Source organism: Cellulomonas sp. P4_H12, from assembly GCF_056400905.1.
The window spans coordinates 1-933 of the sequence record NZ_JBFUKJ010000065.1; the positions used below are offsets into that span (position 1 = coordinate 1).

Below are 933 nucleotides of genomic sequence, written 5' to 3' on the forward strand. Positions count from 1 at the left end.
CGCGAGGACGGCCGCGGGCGCCGCCGCGACGCGCGCGCTCGACGCGGAGCGGGACCTGCGTKCGGCGCGGATCACGGGCCTGGCCGGCGAGCTCGCCGCGCGGCTCGGCGACGGCGACGCGTGCCCCGTGTGCGGCTCCGCCGAGCACCCCTTCAAGGCGGTGCTCGGGGCGGACCACGTGTCGGCCGACCAGGTCGAGCGCGCGGAGGCCGAGCGGGCGCGTGCCGAGGGCGTGCTGCAGGCCGCCGCCGAGCGGTGCAGCGTGCTGGGCGAGCGGGTCGAGACCCTGCGGGCCCGGGTCGGCACGGTGACCGCCGACGCCGCCGCCACGCAGACGATTGCGGCACGGGCGGCGGTCGCGGAGGCGCGGGCGGGCGAGGCGGACGTCGCCCGGTTGGTGCCGGCGCTCGACGGGTTCGACGCGCAGACGCGGCAGCGTGAGGGCGAGCGCGCGTCGGCGGTGGCCCGCCTCGCGGGGGAGCGGGCGGCACTCGAGGTCACGCGGCTCGATCTCGACGCCTCCGAGGCCGAGGTCGTGGTCGGCCGCGGCGCCCACCCGACGGTCGCGGCGCGGCACTCCGCGCTGCTCGAGCGTGCCGCGGCATCGGCCGCAGTGCTCGACGCCCTGGTCGAGCAGGACGTCGCGCAGGACGAGTCACGCCGACGCGAGGACGAGCTGACCCAGGGTCTGGCGGAGCACGGCTTCGCCTCGGCCGCCGAGGCGCGAGCGGCGGCGGTCGACTCCGCCGCGCTGGCCGAGCTCGACCGGTCCGTCACGGCCTACGCCACCCGGCTCGACCGCGCCGCCGCGGGCCTGGCCGACCCGGCGATCGCCGCGCTCGACGACGACCTCGTGGTCGACGTCGAGGCGTCGCGCGCCGAGGAGACCACCGCGCGCGCCGCCGCCGAGCAGGCGGCCGGGGAGRCCCGGGT

The 933-nt window shown here is 80.0% G+C and carries 1 pseudogene; it reads left to right on the top strand.

Annotated features, from left to right (window positions below):
- Nucleotides 1–933, top strand: a pseudogene (locus AC1DQC_RS19735) (AAA family ATPase); the annotation flags it as partial.